At 37.4% G+C, this 25,322-nt stretch carries 20 protein-coding genes; 7 read left to right on the forward strand and 13 right to left on the reverse strand.

Annotated features, from left to right (window positions below; translation table 11 throughout):
• Positions 1–137 precede the first annotated feature (137 nt).
• The 6 genes from V5290_RS00580 to carA form a co-directional block, all read right to left on the reverse strand.
• Positions 138–1,403 carry a DUF2254 domain-containing protein gene (locus V5290_RS00580; RefSeq protein WP_333380668.1) on the reverse strand — a complete coding sequence of 422 codons (1,266 nt, stop codon included), beginning with the start codon at positions 1,401–1,403 and terminating at the stop codon, positions 138–140.
• Positions 1,404–1,831: 428 nt separating this feature from the next.
• Positions 1,832–2,416, reverse strand: coding sequence for a uracil-DNA glycosylase family protein (locus V5290_RS00585; RefSeq protein ID WP_333381274.1), 585 nt, complete (start codon positions 2,414–2,416; stop codon positions 1,832–1,834).
• Positions 2,417–2,653: 237 nt separating this feature from the next.
• The gene (locus V5290_RS00590; RefSeq protein WP_333380670.1) at positions 2,654–3,025 is read right to left on the reverse strand and encodes a hypothetical protein; all 372 of its coding nucleotides are present in this window, start codon (positions 3,023–3,025) and stop codon (positions 2,654–2,656) included.
• Complete coding sequence (locus V5290_RS00595; protein WP_333380672.1) at positions 3,013–3,822, reverse strand: hypothetical protein; 810 nt, start codon at positions 3,820–3,822, stop codon at positions 3,013–3,015. Before V5290_RS00595 ends, V5290_RS00590 begins: the two co-directional genes overlap by 13 nt.
• Positions 3,823–4,255: 433 nt before the next feature.
• Positions 4,256–7,486, reverse strand: a complete 3,231-nt coding sequence (gene carB / locus V5290_RS00600) for a carbamoyl-phosphate synthase large subunit (protein ID WP_333380674.1) — start codon at positions 7,484–7,486, stop codon at positions 4,256–4,258.
• Between the two features lie 68 nt (positions 7,487–7,554).
• Positions 7,555–8,703 carry a glutamine-hydrolyzing carbamoyl-phosphate synthase small subunit gene (gene carA, locus V5290_RS00605; protein WP_333380676.1) on the reverse strand — a complete coding sequence of 383 codons (1,149 nt, stop codon included), beginning with the start codon at positions 8,701–8,703 and terminating at the stop codon, positions 7,555–7,557.
• 545 nt (positions 8,704–9,248) lie between these two features.
• On the opposite strand from carA, the gene V5290_RS00610 reads away from it, so the two are divergent.
• Positions 9,249–10,706 (forward strand): aminoacyl-histidine dipeptidase, encoded by a 1,458-nt coding sequence (locus V5290_RS00610; RefSeq protein ID WP_333380678.1) that lies wholly within the window; start codon positions 9,249–9,251, stop codon positions 10,704–10,706.
• 599 nt (positions 10,707–11,305) lie between these two features.
• On the opposite strand, the gene V5290_RS00615 is transcribed toward V5290_RS00610, so the two are convergent.
• The gene (locus V5290_RS00615) at positions 11,306–12,262 is read right to left on the reverse strand and encodes a S49 family peptidase (RefSeq protein ID WP_333380680.1); all 957 of its coding nucleotides are present in this window, start codon (positions 12,260–12,262) and stop codon (positions 11,306–11,308) included.
• A 146-nt stretch (positions 12,263–12,408) separates the two neighbouring features.
• Here V5290_RS00615 and V5290_RS00620 point away from each other — a divergent pair, with 146 nt between their 5' ends.
• Together V5290_RS00620 and V5290_RS00625 are read left to right on the forward strand one after the other, a co-directional pair.
• Positions 12,409–13,353: a tetratricopeptide repeat protein gene (locus tag V5290_RS00620; RefSeq protein WP_333380682.1), complete on the forward strand. Its 945-nt coding sequence runs from the start codon at positions 12,409–12,411 to the stop codon at positions 13,351–13,353.
• Positions 13,354–13,498: 145 nt separating this feature from the next.
• A complete protein-coding gene (locus V5290_RS00625) occupies positions 13,499–14,290 on the forward strand; it encodes a class I SAM-dependent methyltransferase (protein WP_333380684.1) in 792 nt (263 codons plus the stop codon).
• 458 nt (positions 14,291–14,748) lie between these two features.
• Here V5290_RS00625 and V5290_RS00630 read toward each other — a convergent pair whose 3' ends face one another.
• The 3 genes from V5290_RS00630 to V5290_RS00640 form a co-directional block, all read right to left on the reverse strand.
• On the reverse strand, positions 14,749–15,045 hold the full coding sequence (locus V5290_RS00630) for a DUF1244 domain-containing protein (RefSeq protein WP_333380686.1): 297 nt from the start codon (positions 15,043–15,045) through the stop codon (positions 14,749–14,751).
• A gap of 155 nt (positions 15,046–15,200) precedes the next feature.
• A complete protein-coding gene (locus V5290_RS00635) occupies positions 15,201–16,697 on the reverse strand; it encodes an alanine/glycine:cation symporter family protein (RefSeq protein ID WP_333380688.1) in 1,497 nt (498 codons plus the stop codon).
• 388 nt (positions 16,698–17,085) lie between these two features.
• Positions 17,086–17,418 (reverse strand): YajD family HNH nuclease, encoded by a 333-nt coding sequence (locus V5290_RS00640; RefSeq protein WP_113818677.1) that lies wholly within the window; start codon positions 17,416–17,418, stop codon positions 17,086–17,088.
• Positions 17,419–17,583: 165 nt separating this feature from the next.
• Here V5290_RS00640 and V5290_RS00645 point away from each other — a divergent pair, with 165 nt between their 5' ends.
• Positions 17,584–17,940, forward strand: coding sequence for a VF530 family protein (locus V5290_RS00645; RefSeq protein WP_333380691.1), 357 nt, complete (start codon positions 17,584–17,586; stop codon positions 17,938–17,940).
• Between the two features lie 74 nt (positions 17,941–18,014).
• A complete protein-coding gene (locus V5290_RS00650; protein ID WP_333380693.1) occupies positions 18,015–18,374 on the forward strand; it encodes a DUF3622 domain-containing protein in 360 nt (119 codons plus the stop codon).
• A gap of 798 nt (positions 18,375–19,172) precedes the next feature.
• Here the strand turns inward: V5290_RS00650 and V5290_RS00655 are convergent.
• Positions 19,173–20,669: a carbon starvation protein A gene (locus V5290_RS00655; RefSeq protein ID WP_333380695.1), complete on the reverse strand. Its 1,497-nt coding sequence runs from the start codon at positions 20,667–20,669 to the stop codon at positions 19,173–19,175.
• A 477-nt stretch (positions 20,670–21,146) separates the two neighbouring features.
• Between V5290_RS00655 and V5290_RS00665 the strand changes: the two genes are divergently transcribed.
• Complete coding sequence (locus tag V5290_RS00665; protein WP_333380697.1) at positions 21,147–21,974, forward strand: hypothetical protein; 828 nt, start codon at positions 21,147–21,149, stop codon at positions 21,972–21,974.
• An 18-nt stretch (positions 21,975–21,992) separates the two neighbouring features.
• The gene (locus tag V5290_RS00670; RefSeq protein WP_333380699.1) at positions 21,993–22,862 is read left to right on the forward strand and encodes a hypothetical protein; all 870 of its coding nucleotides are present in this window, start codon (positions 21,993–21,995) and stop codon (positions 22,860–22,862) included.
• Between the two features lie 37 nt (positions 22,863–22,899).
• On the opposite strand, the gene btsR is transcribed toward V5290_RS00670, so the two are convergent.
• Together btsR and V5290_RS00680 are read right to left on the reverse strand one after the other, a co-directional pair.
• The gene (btsR, locus tag V5290_RS00675) at positions 22,900–23,616 is read right to left on the reverse strand and encodes a two-component system response regulator BtsR (RefSeq protein WP_333380701.1); all 717 of its coding nucleotides are present in this window, start codon (positions 23,614–23,616) and stop codon (positions 22,900–22,902) included.
• Complete coding sequence (locus tag V5290_RS00680; protein ID WP_333380703.1) at positions 23,616–25,310, reverse strand: sensor histidine kinase; 1,695 nt, start codon at positions 25,308–25,310, stop codon at positions 23,616–23,618. The genes btsR and V5290_RS00680 overlap by 1 nt, the downstream gene beginning before the upstream one ends.
• Positions 25,311–25,322: the final 12 nt, after the last annotated feature.

Raw genomic sequence — 25,322 nt, forward strand, 5'->3', positions numbered from 1 at the left:
TTATAAATATTCGCATTAAATGATAAGCCACTTCCTTTCGTTAATTCATTAAAACATCCGATTTAATCGAAGACAAAAACATATCTGTCTAACAGCACCTAAAAGTCGATGACAGTCTATAAGACTTTTAAAACTGTTTAACTCCTGAACGCTTTCTGGACAGCAGCTAAATCCTCCTCTATATCAAGCGCTTTACATGCGCGCTTTAATGCCAACTGCTTTTGATAACGAGCAGCTTTTTGAATATCATCATTGTTAAGTGATTCGAGTGAATTTAGCCCCTTTTGTAAGCGAACACAAACTTCTATATTCCCTGCACCATCACGAGCAATAGCTGTAAAAGCATCTTCAAACATATCCGAAACTAAGATCTCTGGAACAGCAACTCGGTTAAACTCAACTTGCTTTTGATTCTCCATTTTTGGAGGCGTGTTAAAAGTAGAAATTAAACGTACTAATGAGCCAATGACTTTTATCGCTGTCCCTGGATCATTAACTGCTGGAGATAAGGCGCGAGCCGCAATTTCAGATAATGTAACTAGACCAAATCGAGGATCATCTTCAAAGGTACGGTCTTTGCCAATGTGAAATGCCTTAATTAAACATGCACAGTCCAATTCAGACAATGCACCTGATGGAATGCTAATGTAAGCCAATGCTTGATCATTGGAAGCAAATGTACCAGGTAAAGCCGACAAAACTACCGACACGTCAAGATCATTTGCCCAGTCTTGAATTACTGCCATGTCAATATGCTGTACATAGCCTATTTGGGATGTATATACGGCTTGGCCTTTAGTTGGTGAACCTAAAACTGATATTCCGCCTAGTGTCGGTTTATCTCTTCTTCTTATTAAGGCTTTTTCTGCTGCCTTTTCTACTTTATCAATAGTTGAACCAACTCGTCCCAAACGTGCAATGCTATCTACCCACCTTACAAAGGTCAAAATCACCACAGCAAAGACAAATACAGTCAGAACAAAAAGCGCAAACAGCCCCGCTTTTTCATAAAAAGTATTTTTGACAGCAGTAATTGCGACGACACTAAAAATGAAAGCACCAACAAAAGTGGAAAGTGCATTCTGCGATACATCATCTGCAACCACCAGCGAGAAAGAACGTGGCGTAGCAGAATTACTTGCAGCAGCATATGCAGCAACCATCGATGAAACAGAAAGAGTCGCGATGACCAACATACTTGAAGCCATAATGGACAGTAAAGTTTCAACTGAATCCTTTTCAACCAACGGTGCAAAATCAGCTAACTGAGAACCATCTATAAATTTCGCTGCGAAAACAACAACAATTGACAATAAACAGATTGCTAATGGTCGAACCCATAGTCTTTCAGCAAAGCGATTAAACAAAAATCGAAGGCGATCTAACGAAATAAATGAACTCATAATGGCACCCTATATTCACCTAGCTAAGCTATTGAATTTCTTGTTATCAGCTTAAAAAATTGAAATAAAAACCACACTAATTCACATTTACTTGAGATTCAAATATATTATACCAATCACACTAATTAACTGATCTATTTTACTTGTTAAAATAACTTATTTCTTCGTTGTAATTTTCGCAAATAGAATAACTATTTAACTTAAATTACACCTTGAACTCAGTCATTTTTCCTACGTAAAATTTAGGTCACTTATTTAATATAATTGGTATTATTTTTGTTTTTACGAAATCATTGATTAAATACATTCTGTTTTTAAAATACAAGGCTGAAATTTGACGGGTTCAAAAACACATTTAAAATCGATAGCCAGTAAGAGGAGAAGCAAATAATGCAGCCAATTGCCTTATGAAAAAAGCGAGATAAAATCTATTTCAGAATTTTATGCACTCTATTTTGTAACACAGGTATCACATCAGCTTCAAACCATGGATTCTTTTTTAACCAAATATTATTGCGTGGACTTGGATGTGGGAGTGGCATGACCTGTTCGCCAAAAACAGACCAATTTTTAACTGTCTCAGTAAGGTTTTTACCTCTATTTTTTAAATGCCACGCCAAAGCATATTGTCCAATGACAAGTGTAAGCTGAATATGTGGCATCGTTTCAAGCAATTTATTACGCCACGTCTCTGCACAGATTGACGGAGGAGGTAAATCCCCTGACTTTCCCTTTCCTGGGTAACAAAATGCCATCGGTAATATTGCAATCTTTTGTGAATCATAAAAGGTTTCTTTATTAACCCCCATCCATTCTCTTAATCGCTCACCACTCGGATCATCAAATGGAATACCAGTAGCATGAACTTTTGAGCCAGGTGCTTGACCTGCAATAAGAATTTTAGCATGTGGATTAACTTGCAAAACAGGACGAACACCTGCTTTTAAGTTAGTTTCGCAAATAGTGCACGAATGTACCTCTGCTAATAATTGATTAAACTCTTTTATTTTCATCATAGTAAAAGCACCTATTCAGTTGCACCGCTTAACAATATATTCCTTTATGGAAAATCCAACTTTATCTTTAGCAGCTTATTTTGATGCTTATATTAATTAGATTAAATATGTCAGATAAATTTTACGCTGTAAAAGCAGAACAACTCAAGACGTAAATAATATTCAGTCTACGAAGCTTATAACGAATAAGTTGCCTGTTTAAAAAGTTAGATAAGTTATTTACTGTGTTAAGCATTATTTCGCACATACAGCCAAAAAATCTTCAGGTTCGATAATAATTTGCTGCAAATGTACTTCGGCTTGCTTATCAATATCAGATCGACTTAACCTCAATAGGCAATCGGCACTATTAGACACTTCTAGATATGATAGCCGACTATCAATCTTTGATGTTTCAAAAAGGCCTCTATCATACTGCCAAACGTTTACTTCACCTGCTGCTATAGGAATTTTAGAATCAGATCTTTCATTATTTTTTTCAAAGAAAGCTTTTACAATAATATCTTCATGAGTCGCATTTTTAATACTCGCCCAACGCACAGTTGAACATGAACTCAACATGAAAGTGCTCAAAAAAATGAAAGTTAAAACTTTTAATTTTTCCATAAAATACTCGAACTCCAAATTAGCCTTTTTAAATCTATCTCCATAGCAATAGAGTTTTTTAATCTTCTAAACAAGCTTTTAGGATCACTTTTATCATCATAATACTTCATAATATCTATCTTCCCATTTTTTGGATATTCGGGCATTGATGACTTAACACTTTGCAATAAAATGTGAGTAGAACCTTTATGTCCCCATGATAAACCGATTCCCCCTGCATACATCAAAATTGAATGACCAAACTCATGTGCAGAAGTTAATTTGAATTCGGCATCAATTATTTTACTTGAAATGCCTGCTTTCCTCTGACCTCTTTGATAAATAAAACTAGCATCTATACCTAAGATAGCGGGATTCATTGGCCTGTTATAATTTAAGCCCTCTTCTATTTTTAAATCAACAGGAATAGCGATGCTAGAGTCTTTATGTAAACAATTAACTATGACTTTAAATACAACACCATCTACAGTGATATTATTAGACCAATATTGCTTTATTCCCTCGATAGCTAATTCTTTGAGGCGATTATAATCAGATGAGTTCAAATCATTTTTTTTAAAATTAATAAAAACATCAATATATATTGTTCTTAACTTACGATTAATTATCGTTTTAGCCCAAGTTGCTTTATGAGCACCATTATAGATTTTTATTTCTCTAGTCGTATTTTTTCTTAGGCCGCGAACTGTTTGCATTCTAAAATCAAGAGTAGGCTTACCTATCGCTTTGTTTAAATGTTCTTCAAACACTTCAAGTGTTGATGCATTCTTTTCTGGGTTATTAGTTGTTAATTCCATTTGTATACTCTAAGTAAGTTTAAAACATTAATATCCATACTCACTGTAATTAAATCAGCTGTTCTAGATGTAGAATTTATTCAAATAATTCAATTCGATATATTTCACTTAATGTAACATTTAAACTATATTTTTATATATTAAAAATCATAAAAAAATTAAAAAAATTTTCAATTGATTTAACAAAACTAAAAATATTTAAAATAGCACCAAACCTAATGCTTTATGATTGCAGAAATTACTTCGGGCGTGCAGAACATAGATTTCTATCATCAGTATTAATATGATTATTTCAATAATTATAAGTATCACCTTATTAATAGTAGACTTTTACAAAATAACGTCTTTATTTACAGTCCAAGACAAAAAAGCCACTCATTTGAGTGGCTTTTTATCTGCTACTTAACTAGCTTATTGATTATCAATTTAATGATTAACCATTAATACGTTTGTGTAGCTCTTGTACTGAACTTACTGTTGCTTCTTCTGCTGTTGGATCAGCAGTATGAGCACGACAAGTTGCAAATGCACCGTTTAGCGTTGTTGTGTAGTTTACTTTGTAACGTAATGCTGCACGACGTAGCTGACGCGAATCTTCAATTGAGATGCGCCCTTCTGTTGTGTTTACAATGTATTTGTATTCACTGTTTTTAACACGGTCAAGAATGTGTGGGCGACCTTCGCTCACTTTATTCACAAGACGAGCATTAATACCAGCATCTTGTAACACAATCATAGTACCGTGCGTTGCATCAAGTTCGAAGCCTAAGTCCAACATCGTTTGCGCTAGTTGAGCAACACGCTTTTTATCACTGTTACGAACAGAGATTAAAGCACGACCAATTTCAGGGACTTCTTTCGTTGAACCTAGTTCAGCTTTTGCATAGGCTTCAGCAAAGGTGACACCTGCCCCCATAACTTCACCAGTTGAACGCATTTCAGGACCTAATATTGGGTCAGAGCCTGGGAATTTGTTAAACGGTAATACGACTTCTTTAACAGAGTAGTAAGGAGGAATAACTTCTTCAGTCACACCAAGTTCTTTCAGTGTTTTACCCGCCATTACACTTGCGCCGATTTTAGCAATTGGCACACTTGTCGCTTTAGATACAAACGGTACTGTACGAGCAGCACGTGGATTTACTTCAATCATGTAAATCTCGTTATCTTTAACAGCAAGCTGTGTATTCATCAGGCCAACCACACCTAGTTCCAATGCTAATGCTTTGATGTAACCACGCATTTCGTCTTGAATTTCAGCACTTAGCGTGTAAGCAGGTAATGAACATGCTGAGTCACCAGAGTGAACACCAGCTTGCTCGATGTGCTCCATGATGCCACCGATAACAACATCAGTACCGTCACAAATCGCATCGATATCTACTTCTACTGCGTCATCTAGGAAACGGTCAAGTAATACAGGTGATTCGTTAGAAACACTTACCGCTTCTTTAAAGTAACGACGTAAGTCTTGCTCGTCATATACGATTTCCATCGCACGACCACCTAGTACATAAGAAGGACGTACAACTAATGGGTAACCAATGCGCTTAGCAGATTCAACCGCTTGCTCAAGTGTTGTTACTGTATCGTTTTCAGGTTGTTTAAGACCTAAACGCTCAACCACTTGTTGGAAACGCTCACGGTCTTCTGCACGGTCAATCGCTTCAGGTGATGTACCGATAATTGGTACGCCAGCTGCTTCAAGTGCACGTGCTAATTTAAGTGGCGTTTGACCACCGTATTGCACGATAACACCTTTAGGGTTTTCAACACGTACGATTTCAAGTACATCTTCCAATGTAATTGATTCGAAGTATAAACGATCTGACGTATCGTAGTCAGTTGAAACCGTTTCAGGGTTACAGTTAACCATGATAGTTTCGTAACCGTCTGCACGCATTGCCATCGCCGCATGTACACAACAATAATCGAACTCAATACCTTGACCGATACGGTTAGGACCACCACCAATGATCATGATTTTCTCATTATCACTTGGGTTTGCTTCACACTCTTCATCGTAAGTTGAGTACATGTAAGCTGTATCAGATGAGAACTCTGCAGCACAAGTATCAACACGTTTGTAAACTGGGTGCAATGCAAATTTTTCACGTAATTTACGTACTTCTGTTTCCGATGAACCAATCACAGAAGCGATGCGGCTATCAGCAAAACCTTTACGTTTTAATTTACGTAGTGAATCAGCATCCAATGAACGTAGACCACCCTGTGCTAGTTTTTTCTCTTCTAAGATTAAATCTTCGATTTGAACGAGGAACCAGTTATCGATCATCGTAATGTCATGAATTTCTTCCATCGTCATACCTAGACGGAATGCATCACCGATGTACCAAATACGTTCAGCACCCGCTTCACGTAGTTCGTATAATACTTTTTCTTTTGCGCCTTCATCGTTTAGGTCAACCATTGGGCTGAAACCATCAGCGCCAACTTCTAGACCACGAAGTGCTTTTTGTAATGATTCTTGTTGGTTACGGCCAATCGCCATTACTTCACCAACTGATTTCATTTGCGTTGTTAAACGGTCATTTGAATTGGCAAATTTTTCAAAGTTAAAACGTGGAATCTTAGTTACAACGTAATCGATAGTTGGTTCAAATGACGCTGGTGTTTTACCGCCAGTGATATCATTTTGTAATTCGTCAAGCGTGTAACCAATCGCCAATTTAGCTGCAATTTTAGCAATCGGGAAGCCTGTAGCTTTTGATGCTAATGCAGATGAACGTGATACACGAGGGTTCATCTCGATTAAGACCATACGGCCATCTGCAGGGTTAATACCGAACTGTACGTTTGAACCACCCGTTTCAACACCAATCTCACGTAATACTGCTAAAGAAGCATTACGCATTAATTGGTATTCTTTATCTGTTAACGTTTGCGCTGGTGCAACTGTGATTGAGTCACCCGTATGAATACCCATTGGGTCGAAGTTTTCAATCGCACAAACAATGATACAGTTATCATTCTTGTCGCGAACCACTTCCATTTCATACTCTTTCCAACCGATTAATGATTCATCAATCAATAGCTCGTTTGTTGGAGAAAGGTCTAAACCGTTTGAACAAATTTCGTCAAACTCTTCTTGGTTGTATGCGATACCACCGCCCGTTCCACCCATGGTGAAAGATGGACGAATAATACAAGGGAAACCAACCATGTCTAATACACCGTAAGCTTCATCCATTGTATGTGCGATACCAGCACGTGGACATTCAAGTCCAATTTTCTTCATTGCAGCGTCAAAACGGCTACGGTCTTCTGCTTTATCAATTGCATCAGCCGTTGCACCAATCATCTCAACGTTGTATTTCGCTAGAACGCCTTTTTCTTCAAGTTCTAGTGCACAGTTAAGCGCCGTTTGGCCACCCATTGTTGGTAAAACTGCACATGGGCGTTCTTTAGCGATAATTTTCTCAACAACTTCCCAGTGAATTGGTTCGATGTAAGTAGCATCGGCCATTTCTGGGTCAGTCATAATGGTTGCAGGGTTAGAGTTTACAAGTACTACACGGTAGCCTTCTTCTCTTAGTGCTTTACATGCTTGTGCACCAGAGTAGTCAAATTCACAAGCTTGGCCGATAACAATCGGTCCCGCACCAATGATAAGGATGGTTTTTAAGTCATTACGTTTTGGCATCTGAAATTACCTTTTTATATCTGTTCAATGTGTTCGAAAGCCTTCGAACACAAGGTTATCCGGTTCAACTAAGCGTTTTTGTACTGTTCAATCAATTCAATGAAGTGATCAAATAGTGGTGCTGCATCATGTGGACCTGGGCTAGCTTCTGGGTGACCTTGGAAACTAAATGCCGCTTTATCAGTACGATGAATACCTTGTAAAGAACCATCAAACAATGAAACATGCGTTGCACGTAAGTTAGCAGGTAGTGTTGCTTCGTCTGCTGCAAAACCGTGGTTTTGGCTAGTGATCATCACTACATCACGCTCTAAGTCTTTAACAGGATGGTTTGCGCCGTGATGACCAAATTTCATTTTCACTGTTTTTGCACCACTTGCTAAGGCAAGTAATTGATGACCTAAACAGATACCGAATACTGGAATATCAGTTTTTAAAATGGCTTGAATCGCTTCAATGGCGTAAGTACATGGTTCTGGATCACCAGGGCCATTTGAAAGGAAGATACCATCAGGATTCATTGCTAGTACTTCAGCGGCTGGTGTTTGCGCTGGTACTACTGTTAACTTGCAGTCACGGTCTGCTAACATACGTAAGATGTTGCGTTTTACACCGTAGTCATAAGCAACTACGTGGTATTTGCAATCTGTCTTCGGCTTAGGTAAACCGCCAGTTAGCGTCCAGCTACCTTCAGACCATTCAAATGATTCTGCTGTCGTTACTTCTTTCGCTAAATCCATACCTTTCAAACCAGGAAATGCTTTAGCTTGAGCCAATGCAGCAGCTTCATCGATATTTTCACCAGCAATAATACAACCAGCTTGCGCACCTTTCTCACGTAAAATACGTGTTAGTTTACGTGTATCAATGTCAGCAATACCAACTACATTACGTGATGCTAAGTATTCGCTTAAAGACGCTTGATTTCTGAAGTTGCTTGCTAGGAGAGGTAAATCACGGATAACTAAACCACATGCATGAATTGCAGGAGATTCTTCATCTTCTTGGTTGGTGCCGGTGTTGCCGATGTGGGGATAAGTGAGTGTTACGATTTGTCTTGCGTAGGATGGATCAGTTAGGATTTCTTGGTAGCCGGTCATTGACGTATTAAAAACAACCTCACCAACAGAACTCCCATCAGCGCCAATTGATACGCCTTTAAAGACAGTCCCATCTTCCAACACCAGTATGGCAGAATGACTCAAGTTAACCTCCATAAATAAAACAAATAAATAAAAATTTATATAATCTGAGTGAGGCCATGCAAAGCATTTTTTCACCAGAAAATAGTAAAATTTGGCAAATTCCGTGCATTTTATAGATCTTCAGTCCAATTGACCAATCAAATTTTACATTTTTATAAAAATATCTCTTATTAATTTTTAATTAAGAAGGTATGACGGTGGTCACAAAAGTTGTCGAGATCAAATTTCTACAGTTTGTTGATTAAAATGATTGGAATTATTGATTAAACCGAGTAGCGTAACCTCATATAAAGCAACGTATTTACGCAACTAAAAACCTAATAAAGCATTGATTTTAAATAAGCTAACTTAATTTACATGATTATTTTTAATATTATTGGATGACACAAACCATGCAAACCGTGGTCAACGTTATTTATTCGCGAATAAGGTTTCTTTTTATATAAGATCATCAGTCTATTTTTTATAAAATTCACTTTTATAAAAACATTCTAGCTTGAACATAAAACTAAGCAAAACTGAGGTTATTTTCATTTTATTCGTCAAAAGGCCTGTTTATGCAACAATTACAATCACATCCAGCCGCTCCAATTTGGTCATTCTTCCAAAACATCTGTGCAATTCCTCGCCCTTCTAAACATGAAGAACAAATACGAAATTGGATTATTAATTGGGCACAAGAAAATAATATTGATTGTGTTAAGGATAAAATAGGTAACTTAATATTAACAAAACCAGCTTCCGCGGGTTATCAGGATAAAACACCTGTAATATTACAATGCCACCTAGATATGGTCCCACAAAAGAACAATGATAAAGTACATAACTTTTTAACTGATCCAATCATTCCTGTCATTGACGGTGAATGGCTGCGCGCTGACCACACAACACTTGGAGCAGATAACGGCATTGGAATGGCATCTTGCCTAGCTGTTTTAGCTGACTCGGATATTGAACATGGCCCATTAGAAGTGTTAATTACAACCGACGAAGAAACCGGCATGACCGGAGCTTTTGGTTTAGAAGCCGGACAATTACAGGGGAAAGTTTTTATTAATACTGACTCAGAGCAAGAAGGTGAGCTATATGTTGGCTGTGCAGGCGGTATTAATGTCAATGTCCTGCTACCTTTTGAGAAAATGGAAACAGATATCACTGAGAGTGCTTACCAAATTAGCATTTCAGGGTTAAAAGGCGGTCATTCTGGCGTTGATATCAACCTAGGCCGCGCCAATGCAATTAAAGAATTAGCAAATGTGTTAATGAACTTAGATGCTGCACCTTTCCTTATTTCATCACTGTCAGGTGGTAGTTTAAGAAATGCTATTCCACGTGAAGCCCATGCAGTTATTGTATGTGATGCGCAGTATCAAAACAGTTTAGAAACGGTTATCAATACTCTACAGGTTAGCTTGAGTGACAAATACCGAGAAAGTGAGAGTAAATTTACTGTCACACTTCAACCTTGTGATTTACCAAGCTCAGTATTAACGCACCAATCTCACGATAATCTAATCAATGCGCTCGCACATTGCGATAATGGTGTTTTTTCAATGGATGATAACTTTCCTAATGTAGTAGAAACCTCTAGTAACCTTGCTGTTGTGACACAACAAAGCGGATTGATGAACCAATTTGCAATACAAGTATTAATTCGCTCACAAATAGAAGAAGACAAACATAAATGTGCAGAGAAACTGACAATGCACTTTAAACAATACGGAGGAAGAGTCGCTACCGAAGGTAATTACCCTGGCTGGACACCTAATAAAGAATCAACGATTTATCAGGTGATGGAAACACAATATCAGTCCTTGTTTGGCAACAAGCCAAAAGCCATGGTTATTCATGCAGGATTAGAATGTGGATTATTCTGCGAAAAATATCCGCACTGGGATATGATCTCCTTTGGCCCAACCATCAAATTCCCACACAGCCCTGATGAAAAAGTTGAAATAGCATCAGTAGACAATTATTGGGCATTATTAAAAGCAACATTAAAAGCAATTGATTAATGGTTAGGTAATAAAAGTAGGATAGCGCTTCAGCCTAAAAACAGGCTGTAGCCAGTATGCCGGTAACCGCATATGACTATTCCCTTGAATGAGCGAAAATCTAATTCAAGAGATTCAATACTCAACCTCAACACAAAAAGAAAAAACACTGCAGGCTAAAAAAGGAATCGCAAAGCTATTCCGCTCGTGAAACTAGCCTGTCGGCTAACTCGCTCAGCGCCCCAAAGTCAAAAGATGTGTCGCTTAATTGGGTTTCTGTTAACTAAACGAGTTGATTAAATGCGCTATGGATGTTGAGAGTAAAGATAAATTAGTAGCGATAGCGATTAGACAAAGTCTAATATTCGGGGCGCTGGCTTTAGCCTGCCAGTATGGAAGTTATTGCATACAACTATCTCCTTAAATAAGCAAAAATTTACTTACAATATTAAGTATTAAACACAAAAATCAGCAAGCTAAAGCATGCGCCCCAAAGTCAAAAGATGTGTCTTAATTTACAACTTTAATAACTATTAGTCTTATTTGCCCCACAAACAAAAACGCCCCTGATGTCAGAGGCGTTATAAATAAAATGAGTTAGTAGCTAAAAACAGAAAGCGTTATCTCAACTCCATTGATGCGTTTGAGCTATTCAATAATGTGGCAACACCTTCACCAATCGATAGACCTAATTGCTCAGTAAAGCTTTCTAATGGTGATGGTTTAATTGAATAATCTACAATATCTTCCGCTTGAATAACTTCTCTTGCTACGTAGCCTGGACTACCTAAACCATCTATTAAGCCCATTTTTAAAGCCTGTTCACCATTCCAGATTAAACCTGAGTACAAATCTTTATTGTCCTTAACTAAACCCTCTCCACGCCCTTCCTCAACGACTTTGATAAATTGCTGGTGTGTACTGTCTAACACTCCTTGCCAAAACTCGCTCTCTTCAGCTTTTGCTGGAGAAAACGGGTCTAAAAAGGCTTTATGTTCACCAGAAGTATAGTGACGTCGTTCAACACCGACTTTCTCCATTAAGTCTACAAAACCAAAGCCTGACGCAGTTACACCAATCGACCCTACTAAACTCGCTTTATCGGCATAAATTTGATCAGCAGCCACCGCCATGTAATAACCGCCCGATGCACCTAATTCAGCTATCACAGCATATAATTTTTTCTCAGGGTATAAACCGCGTAAACGTTTAATTTCATCATTCACATAACCAGCTTGTACTGGACTACCACCCGGGCTGTTAATAACCATCATTACTGCTTTTGAATGTTCATCCTTGAAGGCAGCTCTCAATGAACTAACTATACTATTAGCATTAGCCTCTTCATCGGCGGCTATCACACCGTTTACCACTACCATTGCAGTGTGCTCTTCTTTAGTTGCCGTTTGTTTATTTAATAAACCAGTATTCATAAACAGAAATAAGCCAACAAACAGGTAGGTAAAAGTGAGTAACTTAAAAAATATTCCCCAGCGACGTGTTCTTTTTTGCTCTTTAAAGGTTTCTTTCATGAAACCAGATAACCACTTTTCTTGATGACTTTCAGGCTCTTGCATAATTATTACTCTTAAATTAAATAAGCTCACTATTCAACCTGTAATTAATTCTAATATCAAGCAAAAAGATTACCTTTATGGTTGTAATAATGTGCGCTTCGTTCATACTTTCACGCTAATTTTAGCGCGTCAAAGGACATCGGTTTATGCCAATTAAAGTTATACTATTTGCATTTTTCAGTATCATATCTTCTCTGTCATTAGCTTCAGAAGAAACAACAGAAGTTAACACAGCAGAGTCTGTTTCGGCCGTTGAGCATGTGCAAAAAATAGAAGCAGCAGTTCAATCTGCATTGGCAAAAAAAGAAGCCGAAGCAGACACTTCTATCTTCGCAGAAAAAGCGCTTGTTGAACGTTATGTGTTAGATGAATTAAAAGTTCTACGTCATGATCTACAAGATCTGGAACGAAGCCTTACAGTGCAGATTACTGATCGTGAATTGGACGTGGCTGATAAATCATTAAGTTATGCGGAACAAACCGTAAATTTCTTCTTTTATGTTATTGCAGGTGTTGCGTCTCTGGTTGCTCTATTTGGTTGGAAATCGTTACACGAAATTCGTGTTAACACCACTAAGAAAGCCAATGCCGAAATTAAAATGATTGCGCAATCTTATGAAGAAAAATTCAAAAACTTAGAAAAAGATTTACGCCGAAAAACCCTGCGTATTGCTGATAACCATATTGAAATTGAAAAAATTAACGAAATTCATAACCTCTGGTTACGAGCACAGAAAGGCCAAACACCTGAGCAAAAAATGGCTGCTTATGATGCCATTTTAAAAATTCGTCCAGGTGATTTAGAAGCGTTAACTTCAAAAGCCGATGCAGCCATGGAATTAAAAGAGTTCCATTGGGCGTTAAGTATTTGTAACCGTGTTTTAGATATGGATGATACCAATCAAGATGCTTTCTACCAGCGCGCCTGTGCTTATGCTTGTTTAGGTGTTGAAGATCAAGCGATCAGCGATTTAGAAAAAGCAATCGAAGGCCGTTCTGCATTACGAGAGTTAGCTGCGGAAGAGGATGACTTTGAAAACTTACAAGGTAATGAAGCATTTGATGCACTCTTAACCTCTTCTGAAAGTTAACCCAGTTGACATGAATGAGCCTAATTTAATTTAGGCTCACACTTCTCTAGATAAGTTAATTAGCGTGATTAGTATAATAAATATCACCTAACATATTACCCTCTATTTGCTATACTGCGCGCGATTTTTAACACAGGAAAAGATGATGATCATTGATAAGACATGGCGAATATTAACAGTTGGAGACGGCGATCTGTCTTTTTCTGCTTCATTATTAACCCACTACCAGCCAGCAAGTTTAACAGCAACCGTATTAGATACGAGTGACGTGTTATTAGGCAAATACGCACACAATGATTATCAAACATTATTAGACCAGCAATGCCCAGTCTTATGTGAATTCGACGTCACCGATCCTAATGCTTGGTCGACACTAGAAAAGCATAGTTTTGATTTAGTGATCTTTCAGTTTCCGTTGATCCCTGCCTTTAAATCACATCAAGAGTTTCAAGAAAAGTGTAAAGAAGTACATATCAACACCTTAAACCGCCAACTATTGCGTCATTTTTTAGTTAACTCATTTAAGCACTTTTTAGATCCAAATGGCGCACGCTTGTGCTACATCACTTCTAAAGATGTAAAACCTTATAAAGAGTGGAATATTGAAAATGCATTACACAGAAATACTGATATTGATTACCTAGGTTGGCACAATTTTAATATTGATGCTTTCCCAGGTTACAAAGTAAGAAATGTCGACCGCGACAAGCATGTTAAAGACACTAAAGGCATCACCTACGTATGGAGTGACAACTCTGCGCATGCTATCAAATCACAATTGAATGAATCACTATATAAAGGTGACGCCTACTGTGAGTTATGCGCCACCGGTCCTTATAACAACGATCAAGACAAACTCAAGCATCAAAGTACCAAAAAGCACCTCAACATGCTCAACTACGAAGCCATGTGGCAACTGATATTAGATAGAGAGTAATAGTTAGTAGCGACAGATATAAGCAAAGCTTAATATTCGGGGCGCATGCTTTAGCCTGCCAGTATGTGAATCATCGCATATGAATATTGGCCACAATGAGCAAAGCGAACTAAAAGTCTCATTCAAAAAATTAAACACAAAAAATAAAATTGTTCCGAAATGAGTAAAAAAAAAGAGTTAATTGCGACAGCTATTAAGCAAAGCTTAATATTCGGGGCGCATGCTTTAGCCTACTAGTATGCGAGTCATCGCATACTAGTATTTCTCACCAAAGTACTTCGCCATCTAATACCAATCACACTAATCAACTGATCTATTTCACTTGTTAAAACAACTTATTTCTTCGTTGTAATTTTCGCAAATAGAACAACTATTTAACTTAAATTACGCCTTGAACTTAGTCATTTTTCCGGCGTAAAATTTAGATCACTTATTTAATGTAATTGGTATAATTTAAACTATTTCTTCGCTTTTAACGCTTCAAACTTTGCCATCTGCTCCTGGGTTGCTGGCAATTGATGATTGGCTTTCCATTCACTATAAGGCATACCATAGACATGCTCTCGTGCTTGATCATCTGTCATCTCAATATTACGTTCTTGAGCCTCTGCTAACATCCATTTTGATAAACAGTTACGGCAAAAATCAGCGGTGTTCATTAACTCAATATTTTGCACATCTTTACGACTGTCTAGATGTTTTAATAAACGACGAAATGCTGCTGCTTCTAATTCTACTTGTTGTGCGTTATCCATTTTCATACCTACTTTAATTAATGACTAATACATATTTCACAATATAACCGTAAACCCCACCACAATAAAACAAAAAAGCGCCATTTAGTGACAAAACTAAATGGCGCTTTTAGAGAAAATAAATACTTAGCTCAATCAATACATTAAACTAAAAACTATTTTTCACTTTTTTGTTTTTCTAGTCTTTTTTCCCAGAACGATGCTTTACTAATACCTAATTTCACCGGATCAAAAGAGTAGCTATCAGGTTGTGTTTTACGCTGTTTTTCGTAATCTCTTAGTGCTTTAATCGCAGGTTTGCCCATGAAGAAAATAAGCAATAACCCGACAATATTTAACCAAGCCATCAAGCCAACACCAACATCGCCTAATCCCCATGCTAAGTTAGCTGTTTTTACTGTACCGTAAAAAGCAGCAGCAATAAGTACAACTTTTAATAAGAAAGTAAAATCAGGTAATTTAAGAGTACGGCGTAAATAAGCAACATTTGTTTCAGCAATATAGTAGTAGGCTAAAATAGTAGTAAACGAGAAAAAGAATAATGCTAATGCTATAAATGGTTTACCAATACCAGGAAGTACTTTATCAACCGCTAATTGCGTGAAAGCAGGACCATTAGCCGCAATTTCAGCACCTAAATTTTGCACTAAATATGCTTCACCAACACCGTGAACGTTATAAGCGCCAGTAATTAAAATAACGAAAGCAGTAGCAGAACATACTAATAATGTATCAATATACACAGAGAATGCCTGTACTAAGCCTTGTTGAGCAGGATGCTCTACTTCCGCAGCAGCGGCAGCATGAGGACCTGTACCTTGGCCTGCTTCATTTGAGTAAACACCACGTTTAACACCCCAGCCAATTGCAGCACCAATACCCGCCATTGGGCTGAATGCATCACCGACAATCATCATAAATATTGCTGGTAACTCAGAGATATGTAAACCAATGATAACCATGACGATGAGTACATAAGCGAAAGCCATAAATGGAACAATAATTTGTGTAAAGTTAGCGATACGCTTAACACCACCAAAAATGATGAAGCCCAACATCAAAACAATTAATACACCTGTCATGATTTTAGCTTGGCTAAACACGCCTATACCAGTTTCAATGAGTGGTCCCGTACCAAAAGCTAACTCAATTCCGTTACCAATACTGTTTGATTGAATACCTGGTAACAAAAGGCCACAAGCGGCAATAGTTGCAATCGCAAAAATCACAGCATACCAACGTTGTCCGGTAACTTTTTCTAAGTAATATGCAGGTCCACCACGATATTGACCGTTATCCACTTCTTTGTAAATTTGCGCTAATGTTGACTCGATGTAAGCAGTTGCAGCACCTAAAAATGCGACCACCCACATCCAAAATACAGCACCAGGACCACCAAAACCAATTGCAGCTGCAACACCGGCAATATTACCTGTACCAACACGACCTGATAATGAAACGGATAAAGCTTGAAACGATGAAATCCCTTGTTTAGAATTTTTACCAGATAATAACAAGGTGTACATTTCTTTAAATAAACGAACTTGAACGAACTTGGTTTGAAAAGAATAGAAAAGACCTGCCGCCAAACACAAATAAATAAGTGCTGGGCTCCAGATGAGACCATTTAGAAAATCCACTAACTCCTGCATATAACCTTCCTCACTGAAAATAAATATCCTTGAAACAGTCAATAATTGACCGAATCTTGCAGGCCGATAAACTAAACATTACTCGCACAAAAGTAAAATATTAAATAATGAACAACTAGCAGAAAGTACTGATACATATGGCATTAGTAGTATAAAAGATTGATAAACACACAAATACATAGCAATAAACAAACAAAAAATGAGCAGTTAACAAACAGCAGTACTGGCTAAGAATAACTAAAAGTGGAGTCCGAAGGAGATATCATTACTAATTGTAATGAAATAAAAACTGATAAATCAATGTTATAGAATAAAATGAGATAAAAAATGCGCTAATACATACCTTTTTTATACATATCACAAAGCATGTATTAGATCACATTTTAAGCTATTTTTTCATTTTTGAGAGAAGATCAGCAAAGGGATTGTATGTTGCAGTGGCAACGTTATCATCGCCCGCTTCAACATGACTGCCATATAAGTCTGCTTGAGTGTATTTATCATGCTCATGATCATGACAATAAATACATAATAACTCCCAATTACTGCCATCAGCAGGGTTATTACTGTGGTCGTGATCCATGTGATGAACCGTCAACTCTTTCAAGTTTGAATAAGGAAATTCACGGGCGCACTTCCCGCATACCCAAGGAAACAGCTTTAACGCTTTATCACGATAATCGCTTTCTAAACTTTTATAATTACTTGGAATGTAAGCCATCTCAACCTCTTAATATCAAAATCAACCACATGATATGTTTTCAATGAGAATAAGTGAACTAATTCAGTATAAAAAGTGTGATTATTGACATTTAATTAAGCATTAATTTTCACTTGCTGTAAGCTGACAGAGTAAATTATTCAGATTCAGAAAAGACAATTAAACATGCAAACAAATGACCCATTGCACGGCGTTAAGCTAGCTCAAATTCTTACCGATCTCCAAACCATATATTCATGGAAAGAGATGGGAGACAAACTAGGTATAAAATGCTTTTTAAATAATCCAACACAAAAATCATGTTTAAAGTTTTTACGCCAAACGCCTTGGGCCAGAAGTCGTGTTGAAATTATGTATTTAAAAACTTTTTGTAGTAAACACCCTGAGACGACTAAATTGATCCGTAGTATCCTAGCGACACAGGACAAAAATCCACAGTCACCTGCTCCCAAAACAGAGAAAAAGCCCTCTGTTATTAAAAGTAATGATGGATTTCAATGGGCTAAAATTAACAATAAATAAGCGGTGAAGATTATAACTAAACTGTGTTATTATCGCGCGCCTTAAATAAACAACGTCTAAACTAGGAATAGCTCATGACCCAACAAAAAAAGTTCGATTACCAAATCAAACAGGACGCTAATACCTGGAGTGCAGAAATCACCCGTCGTGTTAGTGCTCGTAGAAGCAATGTATCAAAGCAACAAGATGGTTTTGCCACTGAAGCGTTAGCCATTGAATGGGCTGAAAAAGAATTAGAAGGCTTTTTAACAAAACAAAAAGAAGCTAATGCACGAAAATCTGAACGCCGTGCAGAGCGTAACGCTCAAGCTGAAAAAGCAGCTGCAGCAAAAGAAGCAGCTAATGTTGCATTCTTAGCAAAAAGAGAAGAAGCACGTGCTCGCGCACTAGAAGCTGACGACGCAGAATTCGACTACGATTACGACGAAGAGTAATTAAACAGCTAACAGCCCTTCTTAGCGCTAAAAATCCAAAGGCCAATCTACCTGTAGATTGGCCTTTTTGTTTATGGGATGAAAATATTAAATTAATCGAAACATCTTTAAAGGGGCGCAGGGCGAGTTAGCCGACAGGCTAGTGTCACGAGCGGAAGAGCTCTGCGATTTCTTTTTTTAGCCTACATCTTTTGAACTTTTGTATTTAGTGTTTAGTGTTTAGTGTTTAGTGTTTAGTGTTTAGTGTTTAGTGTTTAGTGTTTAGTGTTTAGTGTTTAGTGTCGGATATCTTGAATTAAATTTTTACTTATTCAAGCGTAACGTCATATGCGGTTACCCGCATACTGGCAGACTAAAGTCAGCGCCCCAGAAATCAGACTTCGTCTAATCGCTATCGCTACTAACTTGTGTTTACTTTCAACATTCATGGCTCAGTTATTCAACCCGCCTAGTTAACTCAACTCAATTAAACGAAACATCTTTTGAACTTGGGGTGCTGGGCAAATTAGCCGACAGGCTAGTGTCACGAGCGGAAGAGCTCTGCGATTCCCTTTTTCAGCCTGCAGTGTTTAGTGTTAAATACCTTAAAATAGATTTTCACTCATTAAAGCAAACAGAATATGCGATAACCGCATACAGGCAGACTAAAGTCAGCGCCCCAGAAATCAGACTTCGTCTAATAGCTACCGCTACTAAAGGATCTTTACCTTAAACAACCACACTTTTCCCCAAAACCAAAAAGCCCATCATTAGATGGGCTTTTTAATGTTTTAACTATAACAACCTACATTGTTGTGTTTAGCTTTTTTGCGGTGCGACTTCTACACCATCATCATCAATTGCATTCCCTTGTTCATTCACAAACAGAGCACGTTTTGATTTAGTTAATACGTATACTGTGATTGCTACTGTCGAAAGAATACCGACAATTGTTGAGATTTGCATCGATAAACCAAAACCAAGGTTTGAGTTATTTAAGATAAAGGTAATAACGACAGCCGTCATAAACATTGCAGGTACTGTAGAAATCCAGTGGAATTTATTGTGGCGAACTAAATAAGCTGTTGCTGTCCATAACATCATTACCGCAGTTGTTTGATTAGCAAAGCCAAAGTAGCGCCAAATAATACCGAAATCAACTTGCGTTAATATGCCGCCTAGAATAAATAACGGTAGCGCCATTAATAAGCGGTTACGCATCGTTTTTTGATCCATATTGAAGTACTCAGAAAGAATCAAACGACTTGAACGGAATGCCGTATCACCAGAGGTAATAGGTAAAATGACCACACCTAAGAAGGCTAAAACACCACCAAATACACCTAATAAACCGAAAGATGCATCATACACTACTGCGCCTGGACCGCCTGTTGCAACAACATCAGATAATGCTTCAACTGAACCAAAGAAAGATAACGCTAACGCACACCAAATTAAAGCAATTACACCTTCACCAATCATCGCTCCATAAAATACAAAGCGACCATTCTCTTCATTTTCAATACAACGAGCCATTAAAGGCGATTGTGTTGCATGGAAACCAGAGATAGCACCACAAGCAATCGTAATGAATAGTGCAGGCCAAAGAGGAAGATCGTTAGGGTTCATGTTTGTAAGCATCTGGCTTACTTCATAATCACCCAACAAAGTATGGTCACTTGAAACAACAACGGCTACGATTAAACCAACTGACATAAAGATCAGTAACGCACCAAAGAATGGGTAAAAACGACCAATAATTTTATCGACAGGTACAATTGTCGCAATGACGTAATAAGCAAAAATAATCGCTACCATCGACATTAATGAAACTGTCATATCAGTTTGTTCGTTGACTAAATTAGTGATCATACCCGCCGGCGCTGATACAAAGACCACTCCCACTAATAATAATAATACTAGCGCAAACACGTTCATAAAATGTTTGGCATTGTTACCTAAGTATTTACCAGTGATCGCAGGAACAGAGGCGCCACCGTTACGTACTGATAACATACCTGAAAAATAATCGTGTACACCACCAGCAAAGATGCAACCTAATACAATCCATAACATTGCTGCAGGACCGTATAGCGCGCCCATAATTGGACCGAAAATCGGACCAACACCAGCAATATTAAGTAGCTGAACAAGATAAACCTTAGGAGTAGACATAGCAACATAGTCCACGCCATCTTGCTTTTCGTAAGCAGGTGTTTGGCGTTGATTCTTAATACCGAATACTTTCTCTACAAACGTACCGTAAATAAAATAGCCGCCAATTAATAATGCTAAACAAAAGAGGAACCAAATCATGGTGAAGTCCTTTTAAATGAGTTAATTTGATGCTCGCACTTTAATCGATTGCCTATAAATAGCATTAGTTGATTAATTGAGCGGTAAAATACACATTTAAACGGTTGTTATGAATGTTAAGCGGTTTTAACAATATTCTAATACTCGTCTAACAAATAGACTCCTTTTAAGTTTAACTTTCATTTTCACTTTCACTTTCACTTTGCCAAAAACTTTTATTTGACGTATAAACAACAAATATAATTAAAAAATCAAATTAAATAGAGAAATAACAATGGAATATATTGTGAAAAAGGAGATACCTTACGGGATATTTCTGCAAAATATTTAGGCTCCCCTTTAGAGTGGCCTAGACTATGGCGTTATAATAACCGTAAAGCAACGATTGCCATTACTAATAGAGAAATTATTAACCCAGATCTTATTTATCCTGGTCAAAAAATTCTTATTCCCCTGACTATTAAGTCTACTAAAAATATGGTTATTGATGGAAAAAAATTGGTAAAACCAACTACTTCCTTGAAAGAGCAATTACCTAGTATAAAGTCACCAATGTCTTTTAGTTACAAACTTGAAGATATTAAGTCTCCACCGATAAAGTTACCTAATGCTATTATTGAAATAAAAATGCAAGGTAACATCTCCCTTTCAAGTATTGAGTCATACCCAGTAAATTATGTGACCAATAACAAGCAGCTAGAGACTAAAGTAACTTCTGCCGCTAATAAGGCTTTTAGTTCTTTGATAACAGAAACAAAGTTAGCTTTTGATCAAAAAACTAAAAATCTAACCTTAGGAAGTAAAATTATCTCTCAAAGCACAACACCTAACACGCCTTCTACAGCCGCAGGTATAGAATTAAGTTCTAGCTCTCCATTACCAAAGCTAAAATATGAAATTCATTATCCAACATTAAAAGGGAAGATTAATGAATTTAGCTTCATAGCAAATAAAATAATATTTACTCTTGAAGTCACTTTTATTAGTGATCAAGAAATAGGTAAAGATATTAAAGGAGAGTCCTTTCAACCATCTAATTCCTATTCATGGGATAAAGTTTTTGCAATTGGTCTATACGCTGCAGCAGCAACAGTTATTGTTGGTACTGTCATTGAAGATTATATAACACTCGGAGCAGGAGTTGCAGATGATCCAGCTAGCTTTGCAATTGCCGCTGGTTTATCTACTAGAGGGGCTTTGTTATGGAATAGCACAAACGTAATTGTCCAAAGAACTATATTGCCAGCTGTTATAAGAGTTACCACAGCAGTTGTGCCCGTAACAACACTTCGTTATGCACATTAATATATTAAAGAAACAAACATGCACATTAAAATAGTAACTATCATATTAAGCACATATCTGCTTTTTGCTTGTTCAGATAATGAAAGTGAGCTTAAACAGGCCACAAGATTAGCTCAAACATACAAACTCGAAATTAAAGCAGGTAGCCCTGCATTATTTTTTCCAATTGGCTATGCCCCAAAAGATGCAGAACTCCCAACGTTAAAAATGGAAGCTACGACTTTAAATCAGGCATCAGAAGCACTTGATGGAATTGAATCTGCATTATCATTATATCCTCCCGGTTTTATCACTTCTTTTATTGATGCTATTTATATAGCTGGACACATGCAAATTGAAGGAGCTGATGCTGGCGGTACTTTTGGGCCTAAATGGATAATCTTATCGAATATAGAGGAATGGAACGGTACTCAAGCAAATTATAAAAATTTTTTACGAGGAGTTCACCATGAATTAAGTTCATTGGTGTTAAAGAAATCTATATTTACAGTAGTAGCATGGCCAAAACTTTTACCTAATAATTGGAAGCCATCGGAAAGTAATTATCAAGCATTAACATTGAGTGAAGAAAAATCACCTAATTATGAATCAGGCTTTCTGACAGCATACGGTGAAACATCCATGGGTAACGATTTTAATGTCTATGCTGAATTTGCGTTTGCTGAACCCGAACATTTAAAAGCTCTCGCACTGAAACACCCTATTGTTGCTCAAAAACTAGGTTTATTTATCTCGGCGTATACTAATGTAATACCTGAATACAGTAAGGATTTTACTGATTATTTTAATAAAACGGGATTAAGTGAAGTAGCCATCACAATACCAGAGAAAACAGAACTTACTTTTGACATACAAGCTGAAAATTTAAAGCCAACAATATCAAAGTAGTATGAGTTAAACATTAAGCTCATTTAATCGCTTTGGTTCACATCAAACCAAAGCGATCTTTAATCACTTTCAAATAACGACGACTCACTGGAGCATGATGGTTTGACTTAGTCACTATTTCTGCTGAACCATTATCTAATAGCTTGATTTCTCTAATACAGGTAGGGTTAATAAGGTGCTGACGATGGCAACGAATCAAATCAGTTTTTTCTTCAAGTACCTTTAAAGATAAACTCGCTGTGAACTTATCTTTGTCAGTTAATAAATGCACCCCAGTTTGTTCAGACATGGCTATTTCAATTTCATTTGGCGCTAATAATAAAATCCGATTAAAGCCAGAGCAAGGAATCAACTCTAACTTACTTGCTGTAATAGGCTCATAATTAGGTTGCTCTAATTTTTCGGCATTAATCCGCTTCAATGTTTTTAACAAACGTCCGCTTTCAACAGGCTTTAGCAAATAGTCAAAGGCATTATCCTCAAAGGCTTTTACTGCATATTCATCATACGCAGTCACAAACACTACTTTAGGCATGGTATCTGGATCTAGCATGCCTAATAGATCTAATCCTGTAATTTGCGGCATATGGATATCTAGAAATACAACATCTGGCTTTAAAGTATTGATCGCTTTTAAACCTTCAATAGCATTACTGCATTGCTCAATGACCTGCACTTGTTCGGTTTCTACCAATAACTCATTTAACTCTTCACGAGCATAGAGTTCATCATCAATTACAATGGCTTTTAACATCATACATCCTGTTGTTTTGGTAATGGAATAAGAATTGTCGCTTTGGTATAGACTTCAGGCTCACAAGTCATGGTGAGTCCATAATGTTGTCCATATTGATTTTTGATACGTTTATCAACAATTTGTAAGCCTAACCCTTTCGCGTTGCTTGGCTCTTTATAATGTCCTGCGTTATCAATTACTTCTAAGACAACTAAAGTATCTTTACCCTTTTCCAACAAATAGCCGTTAATTTCTAACTTGCCCTTACCGATTAAGGTTGATGTGCCGTGTTTGATGGCATTCTCGATCAAAGGTTGTAAGGTAAAAGTAGGCACTTTGAGTGATAATAACTCATCAGCAATATTCTCAGTAACACTTAATCGGTCAGCAAAGCGTGCTAACTCAATCTCCAAATACGCGTGAACATGCGCTAACTCTTCTTTAATCGTAACTTCCTCGATATCTTGTTTTAAATTACTTCTGAAAAACTGAGAAAGATGTTGAATCAAGTCTCGCGCTTTTTTCGGATCTTTTCTGGTAACAGCACTGATTGTGTTTAAAGTGTTAAATAGAAAATGTGGATTTACCTGCGCTTGTAATAAACGTATCTCAGATTGATTCAATAGATTCTTTTGTTGAATATAGCGGCCTAACAGAATTTGATTAGAGATTAGTTTAGCTAGGCCTTCACCTAAACTACGATTCAAAGTCGAAAATAGCTTCTGCTTTGGCTCATACAATTTCACAGTGCCAAACACTTGGCCATCAGCTTGTAACAAAGGCACAACCAATACTGAACCTAATTTACACCCTTCATGAATAGAACATTGATAGGCAGTAGCATAGCCATCAGCGTAAGTCATCTCTCCAGTTTGTATCGCTTTTAATGTGTAATCAGAAGAGATAACTCGTCCACATACATGATGATCGTCTCCAATACCGATAAAGGCTAATATTTTCTCTCGGTCTGTGATCGAAACTGCACCAACACCTGTTTCCTCGTGGATGATTCCCGCTATTTTTTGACAACTTTGAGCATCAAAACCATGTCGAAAAACGCCAACTGCACGCTGTGCAATACGTAAAGCTTTGTTAGAAAAAGCATTGTAGTTCTTTTCAAAAATCGCTTTTTTATCTTGAATGATACTCATGAATAAAGCTGCGCCCAATGAGTTAGCAATAATCATAGGTAAAGCGATCGATTGCACTAATAACCACGCTTGATCGAAAGGTTTAGCAATGATCAAGATAATAGCCATTTGAATCACTTCAGCGACCAAGGTAATCGCCAATGCTTTCATTGGTTTAAAAATCTTCTCTATCTGCCCCTTACGTAAATAATAGAGGTGTAATAAACCGCCAATCAACCCTTCTGAAGTCGTGGACACCATACAAGCAAAATCAGTAAATCCGCCCATGGAATAACGATGCAATCCGCCGGTCAATCCCACGGCTAAACCAACCACTGGACCGCCTAATAAGCCGCCCATCACCGCACCAATTGCCCGTGTATTAGCTAATGCATTTTCAATAGAGAGACTAAAATAGGTTCCTAGAATACAAAAGGAGCTAAATAATATATAACAAGCAATACGATGAGAGTTACGCCCGGAGATAAAGATAAGTGGCATAAAGAGTGGTGTTTTACTCAGTAGATAGATAATCACTAAGTAAACACTGAGCTGCTGTAACAACAATAACGTAATTTCCACAACAACTCCTAA

The organism is Psychromonas arctica (assembly GCF_036697365.1).
Classification (GTDB): domain Bacteria; phylum Pseudomonadota; class Gammaproteobacteria; order Enterobacterales; family Psychromonadaceae; genus Psychromonas; species Psychromonas arctica_A.

Coding starts and splice junctions, on each gene's coding strand:
- V5290_RS00580 (WP_333380668.1), bottom strand. CDS start 1,403: ATGAGTTCATTTATTTCGTTAGATCGCCTTCGATTTTTGTTTAATCGC.
- V5290_RS00585 (WP_333381274.1), bottom strand. CDS start 2,416: ATGAAAATAAAAGAGTTTAATCAATTATTAGCAGAGGTACATTCGTGC.
- V5290_RS00590 (WP_333380670.1), bottom strand. CDS start 3,025: ATGGAAAAATTAAAAGTTTTAACTTTCATTTTTTTGAGCACTTTCATG.
- V5290_RS00595 (WP_333380672.1), bottom strand. CDS start 3,822: ATGGAATTAACAACTAATAACCCAGAAAAGAATGCATCAACACTTGAA.
- carB (WP_333380674.1), bottom strand. CDS start 7,486: ATGCCAAAACGTAATGACTTAAAAACCATCCTTATCATTGGTGCGGGA.
- carA (WP_333380676.1), bottom strand. CDS start 8,703: ATGGAGGTTAACTTGAGTCATTCTGCCATACTGGTGTTGGAAGATGGG.
- V5290_RS00610 (WP_333380678.1), top strand. CDS start 9,249: ATGCAACAATTACAATCACATCCAGCCGCTCCAATTTGGTCATTCTTC.
- V5290_RS00615 (WP_333380680.1), bottom strand. CDS start 12,262: ATGCAAGAGCCTGAAAGTCATCAAGAAAAGTGGTTATCTGGTTTCATG.
- V5290_RS00620 (WP_333380682.1), top strand. CDS start 12,409: ATGCCAATTAAAGTTATACTATTTGCATTTTTCAGTATCATATCTTCT.
- V5290_RS00625 (WP_333380684.1), top strand. CDS start 13,499: ATGATCATTGATAAGACATGGCGAATATTAACAGTTGGAGACGGCGAT.
- V5290_RS00630 (WP_333380686.1), bottom strand. CDS start 15,045: ATGGATAACGCACAACAAGTAGAATTAGAAGCAGCAGCATTTCGTCGT.
- V5290_RS00635 (WP_333380688.1), bottom strand. CDS start 16,697: ATGCAGGAGTTAGTGGATTTTCTAAATGGTCTCATCTGGAGCCCAGCA.
- V5290_RS00640 (WP_113818677.1), bottom strand. CDS start 17,418: ATGGCTTACATTCCAAGTAATTATAAAAGTTTAGAAAGCGATTATCGT.
- V5290_RS00645 (WP_333380691.1), top strand. CDS start 17,584: ATGCAAACAAATGACCCATTGCACGGCGTTAAGCTAGCTCAAATTCTT.
- V5290_RS00650 (WP_333380693.1), top strand. CDS start 18,015: ATGACCCAACAAAAAAAGTTCGATTACCAAATCAAACAGGACGCTAAT.
- V5290_RS00655 (WP_333380695.1), bottom strand. CDS start 20,669: ATGATTTGGTTCCTCTTTTGTTTAGCATTATTAATTGGCGGCTATTTT.
- V5290_RS00665 (WP_333380697.1), top strand. CDS start 21,147: ATGGTTATTGATGGAAAAAAATTGGTAAAACCAACTACTTCCTTGAAA.
- V5290_RS00670 (WP_333380699.1), top strand. CDS start 21,993: ATGCACATTAAAATAGTAACTATCATATTAAGCACATATCTGCTTTTT.
- btsR (WP_333380701.1), bottom strand. CDS start 23,616: ATGTTAAAAGCCATTGTAATTGATGATGAACTCTATGCTCGTGAAGAG.